The sequence below is a fragment of the Synechococcus sp. RC10B2 genome, from assembly GCF_047502635.1.
In genome coordinates this window covers 17,564-36,515 of the sequence record NZ_JANSHO010000044.1, presented here as the reverse complement: position 1 = coordinate 36,515, position 18,952 = coordinate 17,564, and the positions used below count along the sequence as shown (strand labels likewise).

At 60.5% G+C, this 18,952-nt stretch carries 20 protein-coding genes; 12 read left to right on the top strand and 8 right to left on the bottom strand.

Going from position 1 to position 18,952, the window contains the following annotated elements; translation table 11 throughout:
• Positions 1-5 precede the first annotated feature (5 nt).
• Both pstC and pstS read right to left on the bottom strand, forming a co-directional pair.
• Positions 6-998, bottom strand: coding sequence for a phosphate ABC transporter permease subunit PstC (gene pstC / locus NW855_RS05350; protein WP_414402337.1), 993 nt, complete (start codon positions 996-998; stop codon positions 6-8).
• Positions 999-1,022: 24 nt separating this feature from the next.
• Positions 1,023-2,102, bottom strand: coding sequence for a phosphate ABC transporter substrate-binding protein PstS (gene pstS, locus NW855_RS05345; protein ID WP_414402338.1), 1,080 nt, complete (start codon positions 2,100-2,102; stop codon positions 1,023-1,025).
• Between the two features lie 359 nt (positions 2,103-2,461).
• Between pstS and rplI the strand changes: the two genes are divergently transcribed.
• From rplI to glmS, 8 genes are all read left to right on the top strand, one after another.
• Positions 2,462-2,923, top strand: a complete 462-nt coding sequence (gene rplI / locus NW855_RS05340; protein WP_011430393.1) for a 50S ribosomal protein L9 — start codon at positions 2,462-2,464, stop codon at positions 2,921-2,923.
• Between the two features lie 128 nt (positions 2,924-3,051).
• Complete coding sequence (dnaB, locus tag NW855_RS05335; protein ID WP_414402351.1) at positions 3,052-4,809, top strand: replicative DNA helicase; 1,758 nt, start codon at positions 3,052-3,054, stop codon at positions 4,807-4,809.
• A 143-nt stretch (positions 4,810-4,952) separates the two neighbouring features.
• A complete protein-coding gene (locus NW855_RS05330; protein WP_414395103.1) occupies positions 4,953-5,846 on the top strand; it encodes a universal stress protein in 894 nt (297 codons plus the stop codon).
• 23 nt (positions 5,847-5,869) lie between these two features.
• On the top strand, positions 5,870-6,676 hold the full coding sequence (gene larB, locus NW855_RS05325; RefSeq protein WP_099887115.1) for a nickel pincer cofactor biosynthesis protein LarB: 807 nt from the start codon (positions 5,870-5,872) through the stop codon (positions 6,674-6,676).
• 252 nt (positions 6,677-6,928) lie between these two features.
• On the top strand, positions 6,929-7,750 hold the full coding sequence (locus tag NW855_RS05320; RefSeq protein WP_228375215.1) for a TerC family protein: 822 nt from the start codon (positions 6,929-6,931) through the stop codon (positions 7,748-7,750).
• A 310-nt stretch (positions 7,751-8,060) separates the two neighbouring features.
• A complete protein-coding gene (locus NW855_RS05315; protein WP_240527653.1) occupies positions 8,061-8,798 on the top strand; it encodes an ABC transporter ATP-binding protein in 738 nt (245 codons plus the stop codon).
• A complete protein-coding gene (locus NW855_RS05310) occupies positions 8,798-10,042 on the top strand; it encodes an MlaD family protein (protein WP_414402339.1) in 1,245 nt (414 codons plus the stop codon). Before NW855_RS05315 ends, NW855_RS05310 begins: the two co-directional genes overlap by 1 nt.
• A gap of 73 nt (positions 10,043-10,115) precedes the next feature.
• Positions 10,116-11,963, top strand: a complete 1,848-nt coding sequence (gene glmS / locus NW855_RS05305) for a glutamine--fructose-6-phosphate transaminase (isomerizing) (RefSeq protein ID WP_414402340.1) — start codon at positions 10,116-10,118, stop codon at positions 11,961-11,963.
• On the opposite strand, the gene NW855_RS05300 is transcribed toward glmS, so the two are convergent.
• Together NW855_RS05300 and atpC are read right to left on the bottom strand one after the other, a co-directional pair.
• A complete protein-coding gene (locus NW855_RS05300) occupies positions 11,924-12,430 on the bottom strand; it encodes a heavy metal-responsive transcriptional regulator (protein ID WP_206336901.1) in 507 nt (168 codons plus the stop codon). The two genes, glmS and NW855_RS05300, sit on opposite strands and share 40 nt — an antisense overlap.
• Positions 12,431-12,512: 82 nt before the next feature.
• A complete protein-coding gene (gene atpC, locus NW855_RS05295; RefSeq protein ID WP_011430385.1) occupies positions 12,513-12,920 on the bottom strand; it encodes an ATP synthase F1 subunit epsilon in 408 nt (135 codons plus the stop codon).
• Between the two features lie 257 nt (positions 12,921-13,177).
• Here atpC and NW855_RS05290 point away from each other — a divergent pair, with 257 nt between their 5' ends.
• Entirely contained in the window at positions 13,178-13,816 is a 639-nt protein-coding gene (locus NW855_RS05290) for a Crp/Fnr family transcriptional regulator (protein ID WP_414402341.1), read from the top strand.
• A 5-nt stretch (positions 13,817-13,821) separates the two neighbouring features.
• Here NW855_RS05290 and NW855_RS05285 read toward each other — a convergent pair whose 3' ends face one another.
• From NW855_RS05285 to NW855_RS05275, 3 genes are all read right to left on the bottom strand, one after another.
• A complete protein-coding gene (locus NW855_RS05285) occupies positions 13,822-14,487 on the bottom strand; it encodes a Uma2 family endonuclease (protein WP_414508506.1) in 666 nt (221 codons plus the stop codon).
• Between the two features lie 23 nt (positions 14,488-14,510).
• Positions 14,511-15,173, bottom strand: coding sequence for a Uma2 family endonuclease (locus NW855_RS05280; RefSeq protein WP_414508505.1), 663 nt, complete (start codon positions 15,171-15,173; stop codon positions 14,511-14,513).
• 126 nt (positions 15,174-15,299) lie between these two features.
• Positions 15,300-16,124: a creatininase family protein gene (locus NW855_RS05275; RefSeq protein WP_011430381.1), complete on the bottom strand. Its 825-nt coding sequence runs from the start codon at positions 16,122-16,124 to the stop codon at positions 15,300-15,302.
• 283 nt (positions 16,125-16,407) lie between these two features.
• Between NW855_RS05275 and NW855_RS05270 the strand changes: the two genes are divergently transcribed.
• On the top strand, positions 16,408-16,692 hold the full coding sequence (locus NW855_RS05270) for a hypothetical protein (RefSeq protein ID WP_240527364.1): 285 nt from the start codon (positions 16,408-16,410) through the stop codon (positions 16,690-16,692).
• Here NW855_RS05270 and NW855_RS05265 read toward each other — a convergent pair.
• Positions 16,689-17,945 carry an aspartate aminotransferase family protein gene (locus NW855_RS05265; RefSeq protein ID WP_099812087.1) on the bottom strand — a complete coding sequence of 419 codons (1,257 nt, stop codon included), beginning with the start codon at positions 17,943-17,945 and terminating at the stop codon, positions 16,689-16,691. The genes NW855_RS05270 and NW855_RS05265 overlap by 4 nt on opposite strands.
• Positions 17,946-18,035: 90 nt before the next feature.
• On the opposite strand from NW855_RS05265, the gene cysC reads away from it, so the two are divergent.
• Together cysC and NW855_RS05255 are read left to right on the top strand one after the other, a co-directional pair.
• Positions 18,036-18,566 (top strand): adenylyl-sulfate kinase, encoded by a 531-nt coding sequence (gene cysC / locus NW855_RS05260; RefSeq protein ID WP_414402343.1) that lies wholly within the window; start codon positions 18,036-18,038, stop codon positions 18,564-18,566.
• Between the two features lie 77 nt (positions 18,567-18,643).
• Positions 18,644-18,868, top strand: coding sequence for a hypothetical protein (locus NW855_RS05255; RefSeq protein ID WP_011430377.1), 225 nt, complete (start codon positions 18,644-18,646; stop codon positions 18,866-18,868).
• Positions 18,869-18,952 lie beyond the last annotated feature (84 nt).

Sequence of the window (18,952 nt, the reverse complement as noted above, 5' to 3'; positions counted from 1 at the left end):
TTCCTCTACTCCCACGAAGCTGTTAGCGCAAACTTGACACGGCGTATCATCAGCTCCGCCGCAATGTTAACCACCAGAGTGATGGCTAACAGAATCAAGGCCAAATACATAAGTGCTGCAACCTGCTCGGGGCCCGCTTCCGCAAACTCGTTGGCCAATAGGGCTGGGATGTTGCTGGCAGGAGCCAGAAGCGAGATGCTAATGCCGCGGGCATTCCCAATCAGCATCGCTACTGCCATCGTCTCCCCCATGGCGCGTCCCAAACCCAAAACCACCGCTCCCAGGAGGCCGCCAATTGCTGCCGGCAGCACGACACCAAAGATGGCTTCCCAGCGAGTGGCTCCCATCGCATAGGCAGCCGCCCGCAACTCTGGCGGAACGGACACCAGCATTTCCCTGGCGATGGCAGTAATGATGGGGATGATCATGATCCCCAAGACAACCCCCGATGTCAACATCCCAGGCCCTACTGGTGGTGTGCTGAAAATGGGCAGCCAGTTGAAGTGCTGGAACAAAAACATCTGTATAGGGCGGAAGAAGGGGATGAAGATAAACAACCCCCAAATGCCGTAGACCACACTGGGAATGGCTGCCAGCAGCTCCACCACGATGATCAAGGCTGTGCGCAAAGGCTTGGGCAAAAAGTCCTCGCTCAAAAAGATGGAGATGCCAAAGCTTAAGGGAACGCCCACGATCAGAGCAATCAGAGAAGTTACCAGCGTGCCGTAGATCTGGGGCCAAGCACTGTAAATGTCCTCAACAGGATCCCAGGTGGTGCCCCAGAAAAAGCCCAGCCCGAACTTCCGAATGGCAGGTAGCGCCTGAATCCCAATCTCCAGGGCAATCCACAACAGTAGGAAAGCCGAGAAAAAGACGGCGATCCGCGTTGCCCAAATGAATAGCCAGTCGCGCCGGCGCTGGAAGACGGGCCGGGGCCGAAATAGAGAACTGCTCTCCGAAAAGGTAGTGGTCATCTGCTGGGTAGGGGTAGTGGTCATCTGCTGGGTAGGGGGTACAAACCTCTACGGAGTGATTTTTTCCAGGGCAGCCAGAGCTTTCTTCCGCGTTTCCTCCGGCAAAGGCACATAGCCCAGCGGCTCCGCAAAGGATTGCCCTTCGGTGAGGCCGTAGCGAAGAAACTCTTTGACAGCCTTGGAGGTTTCAGCTTTGGGGTAGGCTTGGTAAGCCAAGATCCACGTGTAGCCCACAATGGGGTAGGAGTCTTCCCCTTCGGGATCTGGGTCAACCCCCAGCAGCCGCTCGTCGAGCTTGATTCTCGCCAGCGCTGCCTGCTCCGTCTCAACTTTGGGGACGACGAACTTGCCTGCCCGGTTTTCCAGGCGAGCGAAATTTAGGTTGTTGAGCTTAGCAAAGCCGTACTCCACATAGCCGATTGAGCCAGGAATCTGCTTGATTTGTTCAGAAACGCCTTCGTTACCGCGAGCTCCCACGCCAGTTGGCCAGTTCACGGAAGAGCCACGGCCCACTTTTTGCCGCCATTCGGGGCTAATGGCGCTGAGGTGGGTGGTAAAGATGTCGGTGGTGCCACTGCCATCAGAGCGGTGCACAACAGTAATCGGCAGATCTGGGAGAGTCACGCCTGGGTTAAGGCCAGCCAGCAGCGGATCGTTCCATTTCTTGATCTTGCCCAGGAAGATATTGGCCAGCGCCAGGCGAGAGAGGCGAAGTTCAGGACCTACGCCGGGGACGTTATAGGCTGCCACCAATGCCCCGCCCACCATAGGCACGGCCACCATGCCCTTGGGAGGGTTGGCTTCACCCTCAATCTTGCTAATCTCCTCAGGACGCGGCACGCTATCACTGGCGCCGAAGTCGACAGTGCGGGCCACAAATTGCTGACGGCCAGCGCCGCTCCCCACCGATTGGTAGTTGACTTGGATGTTGGGGTTTTTCTTGCCAAATTCTTGGGCCCACGTTTGGTAGAGGGGGGCCGGGAAGGTAGCTCCAGCGCCGTTGATGGTTATCGTCTTCTGCTGGGCAAACACTCGCTGCCAGCCGGCCTGACTTGCCGCAAAACCAGCAGCAACTGCCGACAAGGACTTAAGGAAAGAACGACGACCCAAGGAATGCGACATCGACATACAGAGATCTCTCCACTGAAGAGCGTGTCCTAGCCCAGGTCAAAAAGCTGCAACTGTGAAACCTAACTCCAAGAGTTCAGTCCACCGGGCCGAAGAAAGCACAGGATCTCGTTGAGACCCCAGCCCTTGCAACTCAGTCGCTAATCGGTCGCTAAGTGTAACGTAAGGTCAACCCTTTTTGGGTCAACAAGAGGTTAAATTCAGGTTATTTCTAGGTTATTTCTAGGCCCAGCAGCCGAGGTCGCGACTGTCGGGCTTAATCAGGGTAGAGACCCCAGGGGGAGGCTGGGGCTGGGCTGACATTGGTCGGGGGAATGCCTAGAATAGAGGTCTGTCAAGAGAGTGGGTGCCTTCCTCCTATGGCAAAAGATGTGCAGGTGATGCTGCGCCAGGCGGTTCCTGGGCTCGGCAAGCCGGGAGAGGTGGTGAGTGTCAGGCCGGGCTATGCCCGCAACTACCTTTTCCCGCGGCAGATGGCGGTGCGGCTTACGCCTGGACTTCTCAAGGAGCAGCAGATGCGGCGGGAGCAGGAAGCAGCCCGCAAGCTGGCTGAGAAGCAACAGGCGGAAAACTACAAGAAGGCTTTGGAGACGATTGGCCGTTTTGTCATCCGCAAGAAGGTGGGCGAAAAAGACCTGCTCTTTGGACAGGTAACTGCCAGCGATATTGCCGAGGTGGTGCTGGCTACCAGTGGCCTCGATATCGACCGCCGCAATGTCCTACTCGATGAGGAGATCAAGAAAACTGGGGTCTACCTGGTGCAGGTGAAGTTACACCCCGAGGTTACCGCTACGCTGCGCATTCAGGTCACGCCTGAGTAGAAAAGAGGTTCTGGTTCAGACGGCTATGCCCACTTGGCCCGCTGCGCTAGGGTGTGCAGCCTAGCAGTCGGAGAGCGGGGGAGAGCTTGGTTTTTCTACCCTGGCTGGTGGTGATTAGCGATTACGACCTGAGCGGTGGGGATCGGCTTCCGCCTCAGAACATCGAAGCTGAGGAGGAGATCTTGGGCGGCATCCTCCTTGACCCTGAGGCGATGGCGCGGGTGGCGGGGCTCTTGCGGCCTGAGATGTTCTACCTCTCCGCCCACCAGGAGATCTACCGGGCTGCTCTGCAGTTGTACAGCCAGGGCCAGCCCACTGACCTGACCACTGTTTCTGCCTGGTTGGCAGATCACCAGCTCTTGGAGCGGGTGGGAGGAACGGCGGCAATTCGCCGCCTAGTGGAGCAGACGGTTAGCAGTGTCAACATTGACCAGTATGCCCGTCTGGTGGTGGACAAATACATGCGCCGCCGGCTGATTCAAGTCAGCAACACCTTGGCGCGTCTGGCCTACGACACTAGCCAGCCTCTCCCTCAGCTCCTGGATCGAGCCGAGCAAGAGGTGTTCAGCCTCACCCAGGAACGGGTGCAGCGCAGCCTTGTTCCAGCCTCGGAAGTTTTGGTAAACATCTTCTCAGAGTTGGAGGAGAGGTTCCAGAGCGGGGCTCAGATCCCTGGGATCCCGACCAAATTCATTGACCTCGACAACCTGACCCAGGGCTTGCAGCGGTCGGATTTGGTCATCCTAGCCGGCCGTCCCTCGATGGGAAAGACCAGCCTGGCTCTTAACATTGCCCAAAATGTGGCTGCCTACGTCAAGCAACCGGTGGCCATCTTCAGCCTGGAGATGTCGCGGGAGCAACTGGTGCAGCGGCTCTTGGCCAGCGAGGCGCGCATTGATAGTAGCCGTCTGCGATCCGGGCGCATCAGCGAGAATGAGTGGCAACGCCTGGGGCAGGCGATTGGCTTTTTGTCGCAACTGCCTTTGTTTATCGACGACACGCCCAACTGCACGGTTACAGAAATTCGCTCTAAGGCGCGGCGTCTGCAGGTGGAGCAAGGAGGGACGTTGGGGTTGGTGTTGATCGACTACTTGCAGCTAATCCAGGGATCTGAGTCCGACAACCGGGTGCAGGAATTGTCGCGCATTACCCGCGGCCTCAAGGCGCTAGCCAAAGAGCTGATGGTGCCGGTGCTGGTGCTATCTCAGCTCAGCCGGGCAGTGGAGTCGCGCTCAGACAAGCGTCCGCAACTGGCAGATTTGCGGGAGTCGGGTTGTCTAGCCGGCGATACCCGCGTGAGGGACGTGGATCGCGGCAAGATCTGGCGGCTGGAGCAACTGGCAGCCCTGCCGCCTTCAGCAGAACTGCCGCGCCTGCTTAGCCTCAATGGGCGCGGGCGGCTGGTGCCCCAACAGCCAGTGAGGGTATTTTGCAGTGGGCGGCAGCCCACATGTCTTCTAAAAACCCGCCTCAACTTTTCCATTCGTGCCACTGGCAACCACCCTTTCCTAACTCGGGACGGCTGGAAAACCCTCGACGAGCTGCAACTGGAGGAGGAGGTGGCGGTGGTGGTGCAGGAGGGGTTGATCTGGGATCCCGTCGTCTTCATTAGCGAGCCGGGGGAGCCGCAACCGGTTTACGACATCGAGATGCCCCGCCACCACAACTTTGTGGCCAACGGCCTGCTGGTGCACAACAGCATCGAGCAGGATGCCGACGTGGTGATGATGATCTACCGGCCCGAGTACTACGATCCCAACACCAGCGATCGCGGAATTGCGGAGGTAATTGTTGCCAAACATCGCAACGGCCCCACGGGCACGGTGCGCCTTTTGTTTGAAAGCCAGTACACCCAGTTTCGCAACTTGGCGGATCCCTATCGGTGAGCGAAAGCCGCAGCAGAAAAAGCCGCAGCAGAAGTAGATCGGGACTCCTTTCAAGGACAGGTCCGGGGTGCGAGGTGTTAGCCTGAGATTGCCCCCCTAGGGCAGGTTGCTGTTGCTGGCTACCTCCCTCTGCCTAAAGCCATATGTTCAAAAGCCTGTTGATCGCCACCGATTGCCGCGATGGACTGCAGCGTTTTGGCAAATGCCTAGAAGAGCTTTACCTGAATGGGATTGAGCGCGTTGCTTTTGTGCATAGCGTTGCTCGGCAGGACGACGACATTGGCCTTCCCGAAGACCTCACCCCCAAAGTGCAGGCGCAACAGGCTCGCTTACAAGAGGTGTTGAGCGCCGTTCCTGCAGGGCTGGAAGTCAAAGTCTTGGTGCAGGCGGGCAAGGCGGTGGATCTGATTTTAAGAGGGATCCAAACCTGCAGCTCCGACTTGCTAATCACAGGCATGGGGATCCACAATCTGCTCACCGAAAAACTGTTTGGAAGCACCACCTTGGAGCTGCTGCCGAAGCTGACCATCCCGGTAATGGTGATGCGTCCGCAACTCATCGCCGCCTTTACTCTGGAAGAATTGCGCCTGCGCAGCCGCCACCTATTTCGCTCCCTCCTAGTGCCTTTTGACTTTGAGGAGCCCCGCCGGCAGCTCCTCAGCCGTCTTGGCCAACTGCTGCCAGGAACTTCCCAGTGTCAGGCCATTACGCTGCTCTATGTGGTGGATCCCAGCGCCCGCCGCAACCAGGGATCGCCGGCAGAAGAGCTCAAGCGCAGGGCCGAGGCCGACTTGGCCCGGTTAGTCGAACCGCTGGTCGAGCAGGTAAAACCGGTGCAGTTGCGGGCCTTGGTGCGGGTGGGATCCCCGCTTCAGGAAATCCTGGCCACCGCTGCTGAGGAGGACATGACCGCCATTGCCACCGCCTCCCCACGGGTGGGGACCTTTTGGGAGTGGTCAATCCGTAGCCTCACCGGCGAGATTCTACGGCAAAGTTGGCATCCGGTGTTGTTTTTCCCGCGCGGTTCCTTAGCGTAGTAGAGCTGCCCAACCCCCCTTCTATGCCGCTTGACCAAACCTTGAAGGAACTGTTCCAGGCGGTGGCTCAGGGGAAGCTCTCCCCCGAGCAGGCCCTGCAAGCCTGTCGCTTCCTGCCTTTTGAGGCGGTAGGAGACTTCGCCCGTGTGGATCACCATCGCCTTCTGCGCACCGGCTTTCCCGAAGCCGTGTGGGGGCCGGGCAAAACTCCTGAGCAGATTGCCCAGATTCTGGAGCGGCTGCACCGCCAGGGATCCCTAGCTTTGGCCACCCGCGTCGATCCCTCGGTCTATGCCCAAGTTCGCTGCCGCTTGCCCCAGGCCCAGTATTCTCCTGTAGCGCGCTTGTGCTGGATCCCTCCCCAAAAGGTGCATAGCTATCCCGGCCAGATTAGCGTGATCTCCGCTGGCACTGCCGACGTGCCGGTGGCTGAAGAGGCCGCTCTCACCGCCGAGCTCTCCGGGTTTCAGGTCAACCGCCTCTGGGATGTGGGAGTGGCCGGGATCCATCGCCTGCTGCACCACCGCGCCGCTCTGGAAGCCGATGTGCTGATCGTGGTGGCGGGCATGGAGGGAGCCTTGGCCAGCGTGGTGGCGGGCCTGGCAGACTGTCCGGTAATCGCTGTGCCCACCAGCGTTGGCTACGGGGCCAGCTTCCAGGGCTTGGCTGCCCTACTGACCATGCTCAACTCCTGTGCTCCTGGGGTGGGGGTAGTGAACATCGACAACGGCTTTGGGGCTGCGATTCTGGCCGGCCAGATCCTGCGCTGTGGCCAGCGGCTGGCGTCGCGATTGCCCTCGCCTGCATCCCCTGGAGAGGGAGAAGGTTAAGAAATGTAAAACAATCCTAAGCCAGACAGGCTATACTCAGGCCATGGCTAGGCCGGGATTTTGGCTGTCTCCGCTGGGAGGTTGTTTCCAAGAATTGAGGGGTGGGTTCTTTCCTCAGGTATCATTCTTGGGGCGCTCCCTAACGACCATAAAAACGACCATAAAAATGAAAGCAAATGAAAGGAGTTGTCGATTATAGGATAGCAGTCTGGGGTTGGCTGCACTGAACGAACGATTTTTTAGCCGGGGTACATGAAGCTTGCTGCTATGTCCATCGAGGCAATAAATACCGCTGTGGCTCTTGTTCAGGGGATCGTTCAGTCCTTCACTTGGACGGATCTCTTTTTGGTGGTGGCTCTGGTGTTTTTGGAAGCAGCCCTCTCTGCTGATAACGCCGTCGCCCTAGCTGCTTTGGTCAAGCATTTGCCCACCCCCCAGCAACAGAACCGGGCTTTGCGCTGGGGCATCATTGGCGCCTATGGTTTTCGCATCGCCATTGTGTTTGCAGCGGTTTGGCTGGTGGAGTATCCGCCCGCTCAGTTTCTTGGGGCCTGTTACTTGCTCTGGCTGGCCTGGCAGCATTTTCGCGGGGAAGAAGAAGGACCCGAGCAAGACATCACTCGCCAGGCCAATTTTTGGCAAACTCTGGTGATGGTAGAGCTGACGGATCTAGTCTTTTCTTTCGACAGCATCGCCGCTTCGGTGGGCGTCTCCCGCAAGGCTTGGGTGATCATCCTCGGCGGCATTCTCGGCATCACCCTGATGCGCTACATGGCCTCTTTGTTCTTGCGCTGGCTGGATGAGTTTTCCCGCCTGGAAGATGCTGCCTTTGCCATCATCGCCCTGGTGGGAAGCCTCATGCTGCTGGAGGTGTTTTTCCCCCAAATTGAGCTCCCGGAATGGGGGATGGTGCTGGCTGTGCTGCCTTTGTTTGTCTGGGGCTTTTCGCAGCGCCGCAGTCCTTCTCCTCCAGCCGTGGCCCAGCCAGATTCGACTCTGCCCAGTTCGACGGAAGGGATCCCTGCCGGCTTAGCCGCTCTTGCTGAGGTTGAGTCTGCCGCTGAGCTGGACTAAGGGAGCCCAGGGAGGAATTTCGGATCCCTGGGGCCGGTGAACGCCGGCAGGTTGTTCGGGCAACGGGAGGGCCTTGTAGACTAGTAGTGGAGGCAAGCCACCGGAGGAAGGTATCCTGATTCCGCAGTTTTGCCAGAAGTGGTGGGCAAAGTGCTGCCAGCAAGCCACTGCCACAAGCAGGGACAGCCAGCAGAAGCCGCCAGCAGGGGTAGAGAATGGTCAACCTCAGCCCCTTTCCTCTCCAGCCAAGGTAAACGATCCGATCCCTCTGGTAGAGCTGCGGCAGGTCTGCAAGCGCTTTGGGTCTACGGTGGTGCTGGATGGGATTGACCTCAAGGTGTACCGGGGCGATGCCCTAGGAGTGGTGGGGCCTTCCGGCACCGGCAAATCGACCTTGCTGCGCATTATTGCCGGCCTGACGGAGCCGGAGGCTGGCGAGGTGCTCTGGTGTGGGATCCCGCTGCCGGAAATTCAGGCCGGCCATCAGACTCCCCCCCTGCGGGTAGGCATGGTATTCCAGCAAGCGGCCCTCTTCGACTCCCTGACGGTGGAAGAAAACGTCGGTTTTTTGCTCTATGAGCACTCGCGGCTGCCGCGGGCACGCATTCGGGAGCTGGTGGCGGCCAAGCTGGAGGCGGTGGGGCTGGCGGGCAAGGAGCACAGCCTGCCGGAGGAGCTTTCTGGGGGGATGCGCAAGCGGGCCAGCTTCGCCCGCGCCATCATGGAGGATCCGTCGCTGCCCCAGGACGAGCCGCAACTGCTGCTCTACGACGAGCCCACAGCAGGCTTGGATCCCATTGCTTCCACCGTGATCGAAGATCTCATCCGGGATCTGCAGCGCGTGAAAAAAGCTTGCGAGAGCTACATTGTGGTGACCCACCAGCACAGCACCATCTACCGCGCCACCGACCGGATTGTGCTCTTGGCCCAGGGGCGGGTGCAGTGGGAGGGATCCGTGCAAGAGATCGAAACGTGCGACAACCCCTTTGTGCGGCAATTTTTCAGCGGTAGCGTAGAAGGGCCAATTCAAGTGGCAGGGCAGGTGTGATGCGTTCGCGAGCAATCCGAGAAGGGGCGGTGGGCCTGTTGATCTTGGCGGGGGCACTGGGCTTTGCCGGGCTGTTTTTGTGGATCTACAACTTGCGCTTCGGCAGCCGCGGCTTTCGGTTCACCGTCACCTATCCCAATGTGGCCGGCCTGGCGGAAGGCTCCAGCGTGCGGCTGCGGGGAGTAGCTGTGGGCCGGGTGGAGCGCATCCTGCCCCAGGCAGCCCAGGTGGAGGTGCAGGTGGCTATCGACCAGCCGCTGGTCATCCCGCGCGACGCCCTGTTTGTTACCACCCAGACGGGGCTGGTGGGGGAGACGGTGATGGATATCCTGCCGCAGGCGGCTGTGCAGCTAACAGGATCTCCCTTGGCAGCCGATTGCGACCGCAGCCAGATCATCTGCGATGGGGATAGGGTGGAGGGCGAGCCGGGCGTGGGTTTCGGCCAGTTGCTGGTTCAGGTGGATCGGCTGGTGACGCGCATCAACAACGATGAGTTCTTCGATACCCTCAACGCCACCTTAGAAGGGATCACCCGTGTTGCCAACAGCGTGGCCGACCTCTCGGAAACTGTGGAGAAGCAGGTGGCAGCCCTGCGCACCGAAGATCTGGACTTGTCGCAATTTACCTCGGCTGCTGTGGCTATCCAAGACGCGGCTGGAGCTGTGAGGGAAACGGCCCGCAGTTTTCAAGCGGCTGCCGATCGGTTCACCGTTCTGGTGGAACAGAACCGCACCTCCCTCCAGGCTGCCCTGGAAAACATCCAGCAGGTGAGCGCTGATCTGCAAGCCATGTCGAGCGCGGTTCGCCCGCTGCTTACCGATCCGCAACTGCAGGCGGATGTGCGCCAGATCCTGGCCGAGGTGCGAGCGGCGGCGGAGAACGTGTCCCAAGCTACCGACGATCTGCGGCAGCTTGCCGCCAGCCTCAACGATCCGGGCACCCTGGCGACCTTGCGCCAAACTCTGGACTCGGCCCGCATCACCTTTCAAAACGCGCAAAAGATCACTGCCGATATCGACGAGCTGACCGGGGATCCCCAGTTTCGTCGCGCTCTCCGGGAACTGGTGTTGGGGCTGAGCAACTTGGTCTCCAGCGCCCCTTCCAACAACGGGATTCAGCCCGCTGCCGTCCAAGTCGCGCCCGTTTCTTTTACCCTCGCCCCTATGGGGCAGCAGCCGGTTCCCCAAGAGGAAGCCAAGATCCCTGCCGAGATCCGCTCCCCTAGCAGCGGCAAAAGCCATTGAAGGGATCCCGAAGCTGGGGTAGGCTTTGCGGGTATAGGACGCCGCGCCGTCGACCAGGGTTGAGGTGTGAGGAATGTGTGGCATTGTCGGCTATGTGGGCTTTCAGTGGGCTGCCCCCATTCTGGTGGAGGGCCTACGCACCTTGGAGTATCGCGGCTATGACTCCGCAGGCATTGCCACCGTGGATCCAGAAGAAGGCTTGAGGATCGTGCGGGCCACCGGCAAGCTGCACAACCTGGTGGTGAAACTCACTACAAACATGCCCACAGCCAGGGTGGGGATTGGGCATACCCGCTGGGCCACTCACGGCGGCATTAGCGAAGAAAATGCCCACCCCCACTGCGACGTCCAGGGGCGCGTCGTGGTTATTCAAAACGGCATTGTGGAGAACTACCTGGAGCTGAAGGAGCACCTGCTGCAGCGCGGGATCCCTTTTCGCTCCCAAACCGATACCGAGGTGATCGCCCACCTGCTGGGCCTGTACACGGAGGAGCTGGGCTGCTTTGAGGCAGCTTTTGCCAAAGTCATGGGACAACTGCGGGGAGGCAATGCCGTGGTGGCCTTGGATCGGGAGGCGCCGGATCGTCTGATTGCCGCCCGCCTGGGCAATGCCGGGGCTGTGGTGATTGGCGAAGGGGAAGGGGAAAATTTTGTGGCCTCGGATCTGCCCGCCATCGTCCGCCACACCCGCAGGGTGGTGTTTCTGGAAGATGGGGAGATGGCCATCCTCACCGACTCCAGCGTGCGCTACCTGCGCATTACCGGCGAAGAGCTGCGCAAGACTCCCATCACCGTAGCCTGGGATCCCGTCTCGGCGGCCAAGGGGGGCTACAAGCACTTCATGCAAAAGGAGATCTACGAGCAGCCGCGCACCATCACCGAGACGCTGCGGGGGCGGGTGGATCTGGAAGCAGGCCGGGTGAACTTGGAGGGGCTGGCCCTGGCAGAAGCGCAACTGGCCCAGGTGGAGCAGATCCACGCTGTGGCCTGCGGCACTGCCTGGCACGCCTGCCTGGTGCTCAAGTACTTCATTGAGAGCCTGGCCCGCACCCCGGTGCAGGTGGACTATGCTTCCGAGTTTCGCTACCGCCAGCCGGTGCTGCGTCCCCACAGCCTGCTTTTGGCTCTTACTCAATCCGGGGAGACGGTGGATACGCTGGCAGCCATGAGCGAGGCCCGCAGCCAAGGGATCCCCACCCTGGCCATCGTCAACGCCATCGGATCCCAGGCCACTCGTCTGGCGGATGCCGGGGTGATCTACATCCACGCCGGGCCGGAGATCGCCGTCGCCTCCACCAAGGTGTTTACCGGCATGCTGGTGGCAGGATACCTGCTGGCCCTGCAACTGGCCCAGGCCAAAGGGATCCTCAGCCCGGCCCAGATCCGATCCCACCTGCAAGCTTTAATCGAGCTGCCGGGCAAGATCAGCCTGTTGTTGAAAGACGCCGCCCTCTACGAGCAGTTGGCGGAGCAGTACCACCACGTCACCGACATGCTCTACCTGGGCCGCTGGGTCAACGCCCCCATAGCCCTGGAGGGGGCCTTAAAAATGAAAGAGGTCAGCTACATCCACGCCGAGGGCTACCCAGCAGGGGAGATGAAGCATGGCCCCATTGCCCTCATCGACGAGCGCATGCCGGTGGTGTGTATTGCCACCCGCGATCCCGTCTACGAAAAAATGCTCTCCAACATCGAGCAGGTGCGGGCGCGGGGCGGGCGAGTCATTGCCCTGATCAATCCGGAAGATACCCAGGTCCGGGAAAAAGCCGACCACGTCATCGAGGTGCCCAGCACCACACCTCTGCTGTCGGCGGTTTTGAACGTCATCCCCCTGCAGCTGTTTGCCTACGCCATGGCGCTGCGCCGCGGGGCCGATGTGGATCAGCCCCGCAACCTGGCCAAGTCGGTAACCGTCGAGTAGCGTCTGCCAACCTTGTCACCGCCGGCCTCTGGCTTTTGCAAAATCGGGCAGATCACGTCCTCCTGGGCCGTCGGTTCCGCTGGGATCCGCCAATCGGAAAGGAGGCTTTCAATTTGGCCTTTTAGAGTTTGCAATTCGGCCATGCGCTCTTCGATTTGCCACAGCTTCTCCTGCAGGTGTTGGCGGATTTCTGGGCAGGGCTGCTCCCCCCGGTCGTACAACTGCAGGATCTGGCGAATTTCCTCCAAGCTCAGGCCCAGGCTTTGGCAGCGGCGAATGAAAGCCAGCCGCCCCAGCACTGCCGGATGGAAGAGGCGATAGCTGGACTCCGACCGCTGCACCGTTGGCTTCAGCAGGCCCAGCGACTCGTAGTAGCGCACCGTGCGCACCGGCAACCCCGCCGCCGCCGCCACCTGGCTAATTCTCAAGCTGCCCAATGCGCCATCGGCAACTGCAGGACTGAACATAGCACCACCAGCTCCCCAAGAGCTTCAGCTTAACAAAGCCAGCCCCGCAGCCGGATCCCCTGCCAAGAAAAGCGGGGATCCCTCAGCTTTTGTGGCCCATCTCGGCGGCTTGGATCAAGGCCCTGGCCCGCTGTTGATCCAACTTGGCCTGCAGGCGCTCTTGCTTGTCGCTGCTGGTGTTCAAAACTTGGCTCGCTTTGTCCAAGAGGGCCTGAGCTGCGGCCTTATCCACTTTTTCTCCCCGCTCGGCGCGGTTGACCAGAACGGTTACCTCGTTATTTTCCACTTCCGCAAACCCGCCCATCACGGCAATGGCCGACCACTTGCCACCGGCCTTGACCCGCATCACGCCGTTGCCGATGGCCGTCAAGAGAGGGGCGTGGTTGGTGAGGATGCCCAACTGACCTGAGGTAGCCGGGAGGATCACTTCCTCGGCGGGGGCATCCCAAACCGTGCGGTCGGGGGTGATCACGCGAACCATCAGCGTCACAGCAGGTCTCCTGAAGGGTTGAGCTTGGCACTTCTATCCTACCGGATCGCGGTTGCTCTCGGTTCTGCCCCTCTGCGTGGCGAGACTTAACCTGGGCATAACCTCTCCTTTACTTCCGTCGAAGAGGCAAGCGGTAAGGTGTTGTCGGGAACACTTGTCCTCTACCCCAACTCAGCCGCGAAGCCAACCCCATGCTGTTATTGGTAGGGGAAAGCCCAACGACCAGTGTGCCCAGTTTGCCCTAGCGGAGCTAGCCTATGCCTGAAACGATGCCCGGCCATTTTGCTGCCGGCCTGCCTACACGGGAGCGGCAATTGCTAGAAGACCTCTACCGAGGCCGCAGTTTATCTCCCTACAGTCCCGGCCAGGTCATCCCTTTGTTTCCCGAGGAGTGGGTGATCGTCTGTCGGGGTGTGGTGCAATTGACTACCCTCTATCCCAATGGCGGCGAGGCGCTGTTGGGATTTGCTGGCCCCTCCATGCCCCTGGGATCCCCGCTGACAATGTTGGATCCCTACCAAGCCAAGGCGTTGACGGCGGTTGACGTGTTGCGGCTGCCGGCAGCCGAGGTGGAAGCCTCAGCAACCCTGAGCCAGGGGCTGCTCAAGCAGTTGGTGCGGCGGTTGCGCCAAACCGAAGCGCTGCTGGCCTTGGCCGGGCGGCGGCGGGTGGAGGATCGGCTGCGCCAGTTGCTCTGCCTATTGGCGGTGGAGTTGGGATCCCCAATGGCGACGGGGGTGCGCCTGCAGGTGCGCCTCACCCACCAAGACTTGGCCAATGCCATCGGCACTACCCGCGTCACCATCACCCGTCTTTTGAACCGTTTCCGCCAGCAGGGCTGGATCGCGGTGGACAAAAACCGCCATCTCATCATCAAGCTGGCCCAAACGCCCTGACGGCTTTAAGCCTGGCGTTGGAGCTGTTGGAGGAGCCAGTTGGCGGCAGCAGTGTTGGTCTGGCTGGCCAGGCGTTCCAGAGCCTGTTCAAGCAGGGCTATCGGCAAGCCTGCCAGCACCTGTGACTGGGCAATGGCCCGATAGCGCCTGTCCTTGGCCAGGGCAAAGGCAAAAACGCGCCGCCCCTTGACATCGATGACCCAGTACTCAGGAATGCCCAGGCTGGCGTAGAGCTGCTTTTGCTCGTCTAGGTCAAGAGCCAGGGTGGTGTCGGCAATTTCGCCCACCAGGTCGGGAGGTCTTTGGAAACGCAAATCAATCCGCCGCGGCTCGCCGGCTTGGTATTTGGGGATGTTCTCCCCTTTGTAGAGCACTAGGTCAGGGGCGCAGGCGTGGGTTTCTGGGTACTCAATCAGACAGCGACCATAGGACTGCAGCGGCACATCCGGGTGCAAAAAGGCCCAGGCGAAAAAAATGGCCGTCATCAAATCGCTGACGGAGGCGTGCTCTGGCCCTTCTTTGCCCATGTTGACCCACAACCAACCCCGATGAAAGGAGAGTTTTTGCCACTCCAGGTCAGGATGGCTGCGAATGGCCACATAGTCCTGCCAAGTGGCGTCGTGCCGCTCGAGGATGGGGGAAGTCGAGGTCTTGAGAGAGATTACAGTCATAGTCCATCCTGAAGCTGGGAATCTTAAGCCTGGCGTTGGAGCTGTTGGAGGAGCCAGTTGGCGGCAGCAGTGTTGGTCTGGCTGGCCAGGCGTTCCAGAGCCTGTTCAAGCAGGGCTATCGGCAAGCCTGCCAGCACCTGTGACTGGGCAATGGCCCGATAGCGCCTGTCCTTGGCCAGGGCAAAGGCAAAAACGCGCCGCCCCTTGACATCGATGACCCAGTACTCAGGAATGCCCAGGCTGGCGTAGAGCTGCTTTTGCTCGTCTAGGTCAAGAGCCAGGGTGGTGTCGGCAATTTCGCCCACCAGGTCGGGAGGTCTTTGGAAACGCAAATCAATCCGCCGCGGCTCGCCGGCTTGGTATTTGGGGATGTTCTCCCCTTTGTAGAGCACTAGGTCAGGGGCGCAGGCGTGGGTTTCTGGGTACTCAATCAGACAGCGACCATAGGACTGCAGCGGCACATCCGGGTGCAAAAAGGCCCAGGCGAAAAAAATGGCCGTCATCAAATCGCTGACGGAGGCGTGCTCTGGCCCTTCTTTGCCCATGTTGACCCACAACCAACCCCGATGAAAGGAGAGTTTTTGCCACTCCAGGTCAGGATGGCTGCGAATGGCCACATAGTCCTGCCAAGTGGCGTCGTGCCGCTCAAGGACAGGGGGGGTGGCTGGCTTTGAGGCAAGAACCATCGCTCTTCCCTCAGGGGGTTTCCCTCAAGCCTATCATCAGCCCTCGAGAAGTCGCTCCTCCCGCTCCAGAGAAGCAGGCTAGGGCCGGCCAGAAGCCTCAAAAGGTCAGGAAACCTGCCGGGATCCCTAGACCGACAGCGGGGCTTTGCGCCAGGCCTGGGGCTGTTGGAACTTGTGCAGATCTCGGATCAGCCGCACCCAGCCGTCGGCCATCGACTCGACCAGGAGCTTGCCTTTTTCGGGCGTGGCGGCGGTGGCATCCCCCAGGACGCCGCTCCGGCTGAGGTCGCGGGTTGTCCAGGCAAACGAGATCCGCCCTTCCAGGCTGAGCAAGCTATCTTGCGGCAGATCCGAGGGGTACTCGCAGACCAAGCGGTCGGTGCGCACCGTCTCGGGCAACAGGTACATCAACATGCTGGTCTCGCCGTCTCCGGCGTGAATGCCCAATTCCTGCTCTTTTGCGGTCATCAGCTCCTGGCCTTGGTGGGGAACGCGCCAGACGGACACCGGGAAGAGCAGGAAATCTTCGTACTTCTGGTGCAGGTCGCGGGCCACAATCTGCAGCACCTCGGGCTGGCCGCCGTGGGAGTTGAGGAACACCAGCTTGCGAAACCCAGCCCGGTAAATGCTTTCGGCCACTTCGGTCAACACCGCCATCAGGGTTTGCGCCGAGAGGGTGATGGTGCCGGGGAAATGCCAGTGCTCGTTGGCCTTGCCGTAGCACTGGGTGGGCAGGACATAGGCCGGGATCTCCGGCTCTAGTTTTTCCATGGCCCGCCCGATGATTGCCGTGCCGATGCAGGCATCTACCACCAGGGGCAAATGGGGACCGTGCTGCTCGATTGAGGCCACCGGCTGGATGATGACTACGTTCTCTTTGTCGGGCATGGCCTGGATCTCCGTCCAGGTCAGGTAGGGAAAGAAACGGTGGGGCGGGATAAAGGTGTGCATCATGGCGGGATCCGGTTTCCAGGAATTTGGAGGAGCCTTGCCTGCAAGACTAGCACCATGGGCAATCTGGGATCCCCTCGCAGAACCTGAGAAGGCATCCCTTAAGATCAGGTGTAGTTGGTCTCAACTTTCCTAAGCGGAAGCCAGCCGTTCCATGACCCTGTGGCCCTGTCTGCCCGCTCAATGTGGCTCTGGTGAGGATCTCCCCATTAGGGGACGTCCTCTGCCTGCTGGGAGGACGGAAGTAGGGAGTGTCCTCACCTCACCCCGCCCCATCCTAGCCTTGCCGGGGTCGCAGGCCACCCTCTACGTGGAGCTGATTCAGGTTTCTCTTCACAATCTTGAGGCGGGATCCCCAGCTCTGCTTTGGGTGCGACCCCTGTTGCTCAAGCAGGGATCCCAAGTTTGGAACCTGCGATCCACCTCGGATTTGCTCTGGCCGGCTGCCGGCTTTGTCCCGGCCTACGCCGAGGAGGTGCTGCCGCTGCTGGAGCAGGCCGGGGATCCCCTGCCCCAGGAGGCCCGCCAGCGGCTGCAAGCCTTTTTGCAGCAGGTCTGCCAGGGCTAGGACTCCGTCCCGCTATTGCCAAGGGCCAAGCTCTGCAGAGCCGATTCCAGCCGCGCCAGCGCCTCGTCAATTTCCGCAGGCGTGACGATCAAGGGGGGCACCAAGCGCACCACCTGGGATCCCGCCGGCACCAGCAACAGCCCTCGCTCCAGGGCCGCCCTGACCACCTCAGCCGCCGGGATCCGCATCACCAGGCCCTGGATCAGGCCCCAGCCGCGCACCTCCTGCACAAGCTGCGGGAACTGCTTGGCCAAGCGAGATAGACCCTGGCGCAGATGGGCTCCTGTCTGCTGGGCATTCCAAACCAGGCTCTCGACCATCAGGGTGTGGCAGACCGCCAGGCCAACCGCACAGGCCAGGGGGTTGCCGCCGAAGGTGCTGGCGTGATCCCCCGGCTGGAACACGGCGCAAAAGTCTTTGGCCAGGAGGGCGCCAATTGGGATCCCGCCCGCCAGGCCCTTGGCCAGGGTAAACACATCCGGCTCTATCCCCAGGTTGCAGTAGCCCCAGAGCCTGCCGGTGCGGCCCAGCCCCACCTGTACCTCGTCCAACATCAGCAAGATGCCCCGCTCGCTACAGACCCGGCGCAGCCACTGAAAGTAGGCGGGATCCCCGGGCACAACCCCTCCTTCTCCCTGCAGCGGCTCCAGCAGCACGGCACACACCCGCTCGCCCCAACGCTCCAGCACTGCCGCCGTACCCTCGATATCGTTGTAGGGAACGTAGTCGAAGCCGGGCACCAGCGGGGCAAAGTCTTTTTGGTATTTCGGCTGGCCGGTAGCGGTGAGGGCAGCCAGGGTGCGTCCATGAAAGCTAGCCTGGGCGGTGAGGATCACCGGATCTTGGATCCCGCGCACCGTATGGGCATATTTGCGGGCCAGCTTGATGGCGCCTTCGTTGGCCTCTGCCCCTGAGTTGCAGAAAAAAACCTTATCGGCACAGGAGTGCTGGGTCAGCCATTGGGCCAGTTGCGCCTGGGGCCGGTTGTAGTAGAGGTTGGAAACATGGTGCAACTGTTGCGCTTGCTGAGTCAGCGCCTGGATCCAAGCGGGGTGGGCATGGCCCAGCGTGCAGGTGGCAATGCCAGCCACAAAATCCAGGTACTCGCGCCCTTCTTCGTCCCAAACCCGGCAGCCTTCCCCCCGCACCAGGGTCAAAGGATAGCGAGCGTAGGTGGACATCACATGCCGGTCGAACAGCTCGGCGGTTGTCCCGGAGCCCAAGTCGACAAGAGAAGCGCTTAGCGGCGGCATGGCAGAGGGAGAATGGACAATGTCTCGAGTGTATCACTCTGGGCGGGGGATGATATTCTGGCAAAGCCCAAGGAGAAGGGATCTACACCCATGAGGCGGCGGGGGGTAACGGTCTGGTTTACGGGGCTCAGCGGCGCGGGCAAAACCACCCTGAGCTGCGGTGTCGCCCAGCAGTTACAGGCTTTGGGGTTGCCGGTGGAAGTGCTCGATGGAGACCTGGTGCGGCAACACCTCAGCAAGGAACTGGGCTTCAGCAGGGCGGATCGGGATGAGAACGTTCGTCGCATCGGCTTTGTGGCAGAGATGCTGACCCGCCACGGGGTGATCGTGCTGGTGTCGGCCATCTCCCCCTATCGCGCCACCCGGCAGGAGGTGCGGCAGCAGATCGGCAACTTCATCGAAGTCTTTGTGGACGCCCCCCTGGAAGTTTGTGAACAGCGCGATGTGAAAGGCCTCTACCGCAAAGCGCGGGCAGGCCTCATCCGGCACTTCACCGGCATCGACGACCCCTACGAGCCGCCAGAATATCCAGAGGTGGTCTGCAAAACCGCCGAGCAAAGCATCTCTGAATGTATCGACTTGGTGATGCAAAGCCTGAGAAGCCACGGCTATCTCCAATAGGGCGCTGGGCCTGGCGGGTTTGGGATCCTTGTGGGAAGATGTGAACAAGCATTTCGTTTCTGAGAATCAAGGTAGCTATGGCAGTGACTCGTGCCGGACGAACCTTTGTGATGCGGGGCAGCAGCGAAGGGAACCCTGCCAAGTTTCTGGAAATGGCCAGCTCTCTGATCAACACCCGCACCCGCCAAGGTAGCGGCAAAAAGGTTCAAGATCGCTCCTCCTACGGCAAGGCGGGCAATCCGCAAGAGTTTATACAGATGGCCAGCGAGTTGCGCCGATCCCTGGAGCAGCGGGGGCGGTAGCTGCTCTTTTCCTCTCCTCTAGACTGTAGGATCCCCGTCCGGCTCAGCTAGCCGGACGCTTTTCTTTGTTTTGCCCTCCAGGCA

Bases quoted from the DNA above. Each gene is read 5' to 3' on its own strand.
- NW855_RS05310 (WP_414402339.1), top strand. From the start codon at position 8,798: ATGCGTTCGCGAGCAATCCGAGAAGGGGCGGTGGGCCTGTTGATCTTG.
- NW855_RS05330 (WP_414395103.1), top strand. From the start codon at position 4,953: ATGTTCAAAAGCCTGTTGATCGCCACCGATTGCCGCGATGGACTGCAG.
- NW855_RS05275 (WP_011430381.1), bottom strand. From the start codon at position 16,124: ATGCACACCTTTATCCCGCCCCACCGTTTCTTTCCCTACCTGACCTGG.
- NW855_RS05290 (WP_414402341.1), top strand. From the start codon at position 13,178: ATGCCTGAAACGATGCCCGGCCATTTTGCTGCCGGCCTGCCTACACGG.
- pstS (WP_414402338.1), bottom strand. From the start codon at position 2,102: ATGTCGATGTCGCATTCCTTGGGTCGTCGTTCTTTCCTTAAGTCCTTG.
- cysC (WP_414402343.1), top strand. From the start codon at position 18,036: ATGAGGCGGCGGGGGGTAACGGTCTGGTTTACGGGGCTCAGCGGCGCG.
- NW855_RS05265 (WP_099812087.1), bottom strand. From the start codon at position 17,945: ATGCCGCCGCTAAGCGCTTCTCTTGTCGACTTGGGCTCCGGGACAACC.
- NW855_RS05285 (WP_414508506.1), bottom strand. From the start codon at position 14,487: ATGACTGTAATCTCTCTCAAGACCTCGACTTCCCCCATCCTCGAGCGG.
- glmS (WP_414402340.1), top strand. From the start codon at position 10,116: ATGTGTGGCATTGTCGGCTATGTGGGCTTTCAGTGGGCTGCCCCCATT.
- NW855_RS05255 (WP_011430377.1), top strand. From the start codon at position 18,644: ATGGCAGTGACTCGTGCCGGACGAACCTTTGTGATGCGGGGCAGCAGC.
- rplI (WP_011430393.1), top strand. From the start codon at position 2,462: ATGGCAAAAGATGTGCAGGTGATGCTGCGCCAGGCGGTTCCTGGGCTC.
- NW855_RS05320 (WP_228375215.1), top strand. From the start codon at position 6,929: ATGAAGCTTGCTGCTATGTCCATCGAGGCAATAAATACCGCTGTGGCT.
- NW855_RS05280 (WP_414508505.1), bottom strand. From the start codon at position 15,173: ATGGTTCTTGCCTCAAAGCCAGCCACCCCCCCTGTCCTTGAGCGGCAC.
- pstC (WP_414402337.1), bottom strand. From the start codon at position 998: ATGACCACTACCCCTACCCAGCAGATGACCACTACCTTTTCGGAGAGC.
- larB (WP_099887115.1), top strand. From the start codon at position 5,870: ATGCCGCTTGACCAAACCTTGAAGGAACTGTTCCAGGCGGTGGCTCAG.
- NW855_RS05300 (WP_206336901.1), bottom strand. From the start codon at position 12,430: ATGTTCAGTCCTGCAGTTGCCGATGGCGCATTGGGCAGCTTGAGAATT.